3 protein-coding genes and 1 pseudogene are annotated in these 6,148 nt (G+C 64.8%); 3 read left to right on the top strand and 1 reads right to left on the bottom strand.

The window, feature by feature from the left end:
* Nucleotides 1-108: 108 nt before the first annotated feature.
* Nucleotides 109-750: a TetR/AcrR family transcriptional regulator gene (locus tag TZ03_RS27605; RefSeq protein WP_051101485.1), complete on the bottom strand. Its 642-nt coding sequence runs from the start codon at nt 748-750 to the stop codon at nt 109-111.
* 180 nt (nt 751-930) lie between these two features.
* On the opposite strand from TZ03_RS27605, the pseudogene TZ03_RS31035 reads away from it, so the two are divergent.
* The 3 genes and pseudogenes from TZ03_RS31035 to TZ03_RS27615 all read left to right on the top strand — a co-directional run.
* Nucleotides 931-1,098, top strand: a pseudogene (locus tag TZ03_RS31035) (5,10-methylene tetrahydromethanopterin reductase); the annotation flags it as partial.
* A gap of 382 nt (nt 1,099-1,480) precedes the next feature.
* Nucleotides 1,481-2,581, top strand: a complete 1,101-nt coding sequence (locus TZ03_RS27610) for an efflux RND transporter periplasmic adaptor subunit (protein ID WP_051101486.1) — start codon at nt 1,481-1,483, stop codon at nt 2,579-2,581.
* Nucleotides 2,582-2,587: 6 nt separating this feature from the next.
* A complete protein-coding gene (locus tag TZ03_RS27615) occupies nt 2,588-5,653 on the top strand; it encodes an efflux RND transporter permease subunit (protein WP_051101487.1) in 3,066 nt (1,021 codons plus the stop codon).
* Nucleotides 5,654-6,148 lie beyond the last annotated feature (495 nt).

The following is a 6,148-nucleotide window of genomic DNA, read 5'->3' on the forward strand; positions in this document are numbered from 1 at the left end:
CCGCATAGGCCTCAAGCCCTGTGCAGTACCTGTGGGAGCCGGCTTGCCGGCGATGAGGCCAGTCCAGACAATACAAGACTGTTGCTCCCGCAAAGGTTCGTATCTGCGTCAGGGTTGGTACGCCCGCAAGAACACGCCCACCACCTCGCGCACATGCGCCTCGGCTTCTTCGCCTTCCAGTGGCCCGGCACAGCCCAGCAGCAACCGATAATCAGGCGCACCCTTGACCAGGCAGAAGAAGTGTTCCGCCGCCCGCAACGGGTTGTCGATCCGCAGCAGCCCACGCTCATTCGCCCCGCGCAGCAGCGCTTCCATCCCCGCCAGCACGCGTTTGGGCCCGGCTTCGTAGAAGTATTCGCCAAAACGTGGGTCGAGGCTGCCTTGGGCCATGATCAGGCGGCTGAGCTTGACCGCCTCATCACTGCTGATCAGCGCCTGGAAGCCACGGGCAATGGTCAGCAGCACCTCCTCCACCGGCACCCCCTCGGGGTACTCGAACAGCAAGTCGGGCAGTTGCACCTGACACGTGGCCATGACCGCCGAGCCAAACAGGGTCTGCTTGTCGGTAAAGTGGCTGTACACGGTGAGCTTTGAAACACCTGCCGCCGCAGCGACCGCATCCATGCTGGTGTTGGCGTAACCAAGGCTTAAGAACAGCGCCTTGGCCGCTTCAAGAATCGCCTCGCGCTTGGCCAGGTCCTTGGGCCGGCCTGGGCCGATGGGTGCGTCGTTGGACATTGTGGTCTGCATCTGGTTGAAGAGTCGCCCATCTTAGCGGGTCAGGCGCCATCCGGCTAAAGCCTGCCTGCATTACCTGCTGTCTGCCAGCGGACAGTTGATCGACAGTGATGTCCTCCTGCAGGCATCCGCGGTGTCGATAAGTAAATATAACTTGCTAATTTATAACGATTATTTCTTGGCATGAATCGTGTGGTCGAGTTGCTGGTGCCGGAATTGCAGCATCGTGGTGTCTACAAAACCGAATATCGGCCTGGCACCCTGCGCGAGAAGCTGTTCAGCGACGGGGCACGGCTGCCAGCCAGTCACCCAGCGGCCGGTTACCGAGACCTCAGCCGCCAAGCCGGCCAGGCGGGCTAGCGCGGTCGTTGTAGCAGCAACTGTCTTGTATTGCCTGGACTGGCCTCATCGCCAGCAAGCCACACAGGTAGTGCACAGGGCTTGAGGCTGATGCGGTCGAGGTGGGAGCGGCCTTGTGTCGCGATGGGGCGCGCAGCGGCCCCACGATTTCAGCTTCGCCGCAGATACCGCCGGGGCCGCTTTGCGGCCCATCGCGACACAAGGCCGCTTCCACAGCTGGACTACGGTTTCCCAGGACTGCTTGGCACCCCCACCAAGGCGCCAAAAGGCCCAAGCCATACCCTGCAAAAACCCACACACATACCCTTCCCGGCACCGGTTCCCTGATTTAATATACTTGCCAGTATAAATATTCGAAGTGCCCCTCGGGAAAGGATTCATCATGTTGCGCCATGCCTTGTCCATCGTTCTGCCCGCAGCCGCTGCCCTGCTTCTTGCAGCGTGCGGCCAGGAAGCTGCCCCACCTGCCGCGCCGCGCCCGGCATTGGTGGTGCAGCCGCAGCCGGCCGAAGCCGCTGCCGACAGTTACCCCGGCGAAGTGCGCGCGCGCTTCGAGCCGGAGCTGGCCTTCCGCATCGGTGGCAAGGTCAGCAAGCGCCTGGTCGAAGAGGGGCAGCGGGTCAAGGCCGACCAGCCGCTGGCCGAACTGGACCCACAGGACGTGCGCCTGCAACTGGAAGCCAACCGCGCCCAGCTGGCGGCTGCCGAGGCCAACCTGTCGCTGGTGCGCGCCGAGCGCGACCGCTACCAGAAGCTGCTGGACCGGCAGATGGTCAGCCATTCCCAGTACGACAATGCCGAGAACCTCTACCGCGCCGGCCTGGCCCGCCTGAAGCAGGCCAAGGCCGAGTTCGACGTGGCCGGCAACCAGGCTGAATATGCCGTGCTGCGCGCGCCGCAGGCCGGGGTGATCGCCAAGCGCCAGGTTGAAGTGGGCCAGGTGGTCGCTGCCGGGCAGACCGTGTTCACCCTGGCCGCCGATGGCGAGCGGGAAGTGGCCATCGGCCTTCCGGAACAGCAGTTCGCCCGCTTTGCTGTAGGCCAGCCGGTGAGCGTGGAGCTGTGGTCGCATCCGCAGGAGCGCTTCCAGGGGCGTATTCGCGAACTGTCACCGGCTGCCGACCCGCGCTCGCGCACCTTCGCGGCGCGCATCGCCTTCACTTCGGCCACCGCCCCCGCCGAACTGGGCCAGAGCGCCCGGGTGTTCATCGCCCATGAGGGGATGATCCCGCTGGCGGTGCCGCTGTCGGCGGTCACTGCGGAAAACGGCCAGGCCTACGTCTGGCGGGTCAACAAGGACAGCCGCCTGGAGCGGGCCGTGGTGCGCCTGGGGGCGTATGGCAGCGACAGCGTGCCGGTGCTCGAAGGCTTGGCCCCGGATGACTGGGTGGTTGCCGCCGGTGGTCATGTATTGCGCGAGGGCCAGCAGGTACGCCCGGTCGACCGCAGCAACCGCGTAGTGAACCTGACGGCCAAGGAGTAAGTCCCGATGGGTTTCAACCTTTCTGCCTGGGCGCTGCGCAACCGCCAGATCGTCCTGTTCCTGATGATACTGCTGGCTGCCATTGGCGCCATGTCCTATACCAAGCTCGGCCAGAGCGAGGACCCGCCGTTCACCTTCAAGGCCATGGTCATCCGCACCTTGTGGCCTGGTGCCACGGCCGAGGAAGTGTCGCGCCAGGTCACCGAGCGCATCGAGAAGAAGCTGATGGAAACCGGCGAGTACGAGCGGATCGTCTCGTTCTCTCGCCCGGGCGAGTCACAGGTCACCTTCATGGCGCGCGACTCGTTGCATTCCAAGGACATCCCTGAGCTGTGGTACCAGATCCGCAAGAAGGTCGCGGACATCCGCCACACCCTGCCACCGGAGATCCAGGGCCCGTTCTTCAACGACGAATTCGGCACCACCTTCGGCAATATCTATGCGTTGACCGGCGAAGGCTTCGACTACGCAGTGCTCAAGGACTACGCCGACCGCATCCAGATCCAGCTGCAGCGGGTCAAGGACGTGGGCAAGGTCGAGCTGATCGGCCTGCAGGATGAAAAAATCTGGATCGAGCTGTCCAACCTCAAGCTGGCCACCCTCGGGGTGCCACTGGAGGCTGTGCAGAAGGCCCTGCAGGAACAGAACGCGGTCAGCACCGCAGGCTTCTTCGAGACGCCCAGCGAGCGCCTGCAACTGCGGGTGAGCGGGCGCTTCGACAGCGTCGAGCAGATTCGCCAGTTCCCCATTCGCGTAGGTGATCGCACCTTCCGTATCGGCGACGTCGCCGAGGTGCACCGTGGCTTCAATGACCCACCCGCACCGCGCATGCGCTTCATGGGCGAGGATGCCATTGGCCTGGCCGTGTCGATGAAGGACGGCGGCGACATCCTGGTGCTGGGCAAGGCCCTGGAAGGCGAGTTCGAACGCCTGGCGCGCAGCCTGCCGGCCGGTATGGAGCTGCGCAAGGTCTCTGACCAGCCGGCGGCGGTCAAGGCGGGGGTTGGCGAGTTCGTCCAGGTGCTGGTCGAGGCGCTGGTGATCGTGCTGTTGGTCAGCTTCTTCTCCCTGGGCCTGCGCACGGGCCTGGTGGTGGCGCTGGCCATTCCCCTGGTGCTGGCCATGACCTTCGCCGCCATGCACTACTTCGGCATCGGCCTGCACAAGATCTCGCTTGGCGCGCTGGTACTGGCCCTGGGCCTGCTGGTGGACGACGCGATCATTGCCGTGGAGATGATGGCGATCAAGATGGAGCAGGGCTACGACCGCCTCAAGGCGGCCAGCTATGCCTGGACCAGCACCGCCTTCCCGATGCTCACGGGCACCCTGATCACCGCAGCGGGCTTCTTGCCCATCGCCACGGCGGCCTCCAGCACCGGCGAATACACCCGCTCGATCTTCCAGGTAGTGACCATTGCCCTGCTGACTTCGTGGGTGGCCGCCGTAGTGTTCGTACCTTACCTGGGCGAGCGCCTGCTGCCGGACCTGGCCAAGCTGCATGCCGCGCGCCATGGCAAGGACGGCCACGCGCCAGACCCATACGCCACGCCGTTCTACCAGCGTGTACGGCGGGTGGTGGAGTGGTGCGTGCGGCGGCGCAAGACGGTGATCCTGCTGACCATTGCCGCCTTTGTCGGCAGCATCCTGCTGTTCCGCTTCGTGCCCCAGCAGTTCTTCCCGGCCTCCGGGCGCCCGGAACTGATGGTCGACCTGAAGCTCGCCGAAGGCGCATCGCTGGCCAATACCGCCGAGCGAGTCAAGCAACTGGAGGCACTGCTCAAGCAGCAGGATGGCATCGACAACTATGTGGCCTATGTGGGCACCGGTTCGCCGCGCTTCTACCTGCCGCTGGACCAGCAACTGCCAGCGGCCAGCTTCGCCCAGTTCGTGGTCCTGGCCAAGTCGATGGAGGACCGCGAACGCTTGCGCAGCTGGCTGATCAGCACCGTGGACCAGCAGTTCCCCGACTTGCGCGCGCGGGTCACCCGCCTGGAAAACGGCCCGCCGGTGGGTTATCCGGTGCAGTTCCGGGTCACTGGCGAGCACATCGAGAAGGCCCGAGCGCTGGCCCGTGAGGTGGCCGCCAAGGTGCGCGAGAACCCGCATGTGGTGAACGTGCATCTGGACTGGGAGGAGCCGAGCAAGGCGGTGTTCCTGGAGATCGACCAGGACCGTGCCCGTGCCTTGGGGGTGAGCACCGCGCACCTGTCCAGCTTCCTGCAAAGCTCGCTGACCGGCACTACGGTCAGCCAGTACCGCGAGGACAACGAGCTGATCGAGATCCTGCTGCGCGGCACCCAGCAGGAGCGCAGCGAGCTGGGCAACCTCGGCAGCCTGGCGCTGCCGACCGACAACGGCCAGAGCGTGGCGCTGTCGCAGGTGGCGACCCTGGAGTATGGCTTTGAGGAGGGCATCATCTGGCACCGCAACCGCTTGCCGACGGTGACCGTGCGTGCCGATATCTACGACAAGGAGCAGCCGGCGACGCTGGTGAAGCAGATTCTGCCGACCCTGCAGGAAATCCGCGCCAAGCTGCCCGATGGCTACCTGCTGGAGGTGGGCGGCACGGTGGAAGACTCCGAGCGTGGGCAGAAGTCGGTGAATGCCGGCATGCCGCTGTTCATCGTGGTGGTGCTGAGCTTGCTGATGATCCAGCTGCGCAGCTTCTCGCGCACGGTGATGGTGTTCCTCACCGCGCCGCTGGGGCTGATTGGCGTGACGCTGTTCCTGCTGGTGTTCCGCCAGCCGTTCGGCTTCGTCGCGATGCTCGGCACCATTGCCCTGGCGGGGATGATCATGCGCAACTCGGTGATCCTGGTGGACCAGATCGAGCAGGATATCGCGGCGGGGATGGAGCGTTGGCAGGCGATCATCGAGGCCACGGTGCGGCGCTTCCGGCCGATCGTGCTGACTGCGCTGGCGGCGGTGCTGGCGATGATCCCGTTGTCGCGTAGTGTGTTCTACGGGCCGATGGCGGTGGCGATCATGGGCGGGTTGATCGTGGCCACGGTGCTGACCCTATTGTTCCTGCCGGCGTTGTATGCGGCGTGGTTCAGGGTGAAGAAGGGCTGAAGATCGCAGGGGAGGGCTTCGCCCTCCTTTCGCCGGCAAGCCAGCTCCCACCTCGACCGCATAGGCCTCAAGCCCTGTGCAGTCCCTGTGGGAGCTGGCTTGCCGGCGATGAGGCCAGTCCAGGCAATACAGACCTTTGTTGGAGCGGCCTTGTGTCGCGATGGGCTCCCACCTCGACCGCATAGGCCTCAAGCCCTGTGCAGTACCTGTGGGAGCTGGCTTGCCGGCGATGAGGCCAGCCCAGGCAAAACAAGACTTTTGTGAGAGCTGCCTTGCCTTGTGTCGCGATGGGCTCCCACCTCGACCGCATAGGCCTCAAGCCCTGTGCAGTACCTGTGGGAGCTGGCTTGCCGGCGATGAGGCCAGCCCAGGCATCACAAGACCTTTGTGGGAGCGGCCTTTGTGTCGCGATGGGCTCCCACCTCGACCGCATAGGCCTCAAGCCCTGTGCAGTCCCTGTGGGAGCTGGCTTGCCGGCGATGAGGCCAGTCCAGG

This window comes from Pseudomonas sp. 10-1B (assembly GCF_000935045.1).
Taxonomy (GTDB): Bacteria; Pseudomonadota; Gammaproteobacteria; order Pseudomonadales; family Pseudomonadaceae; genus Aquipseudomonas.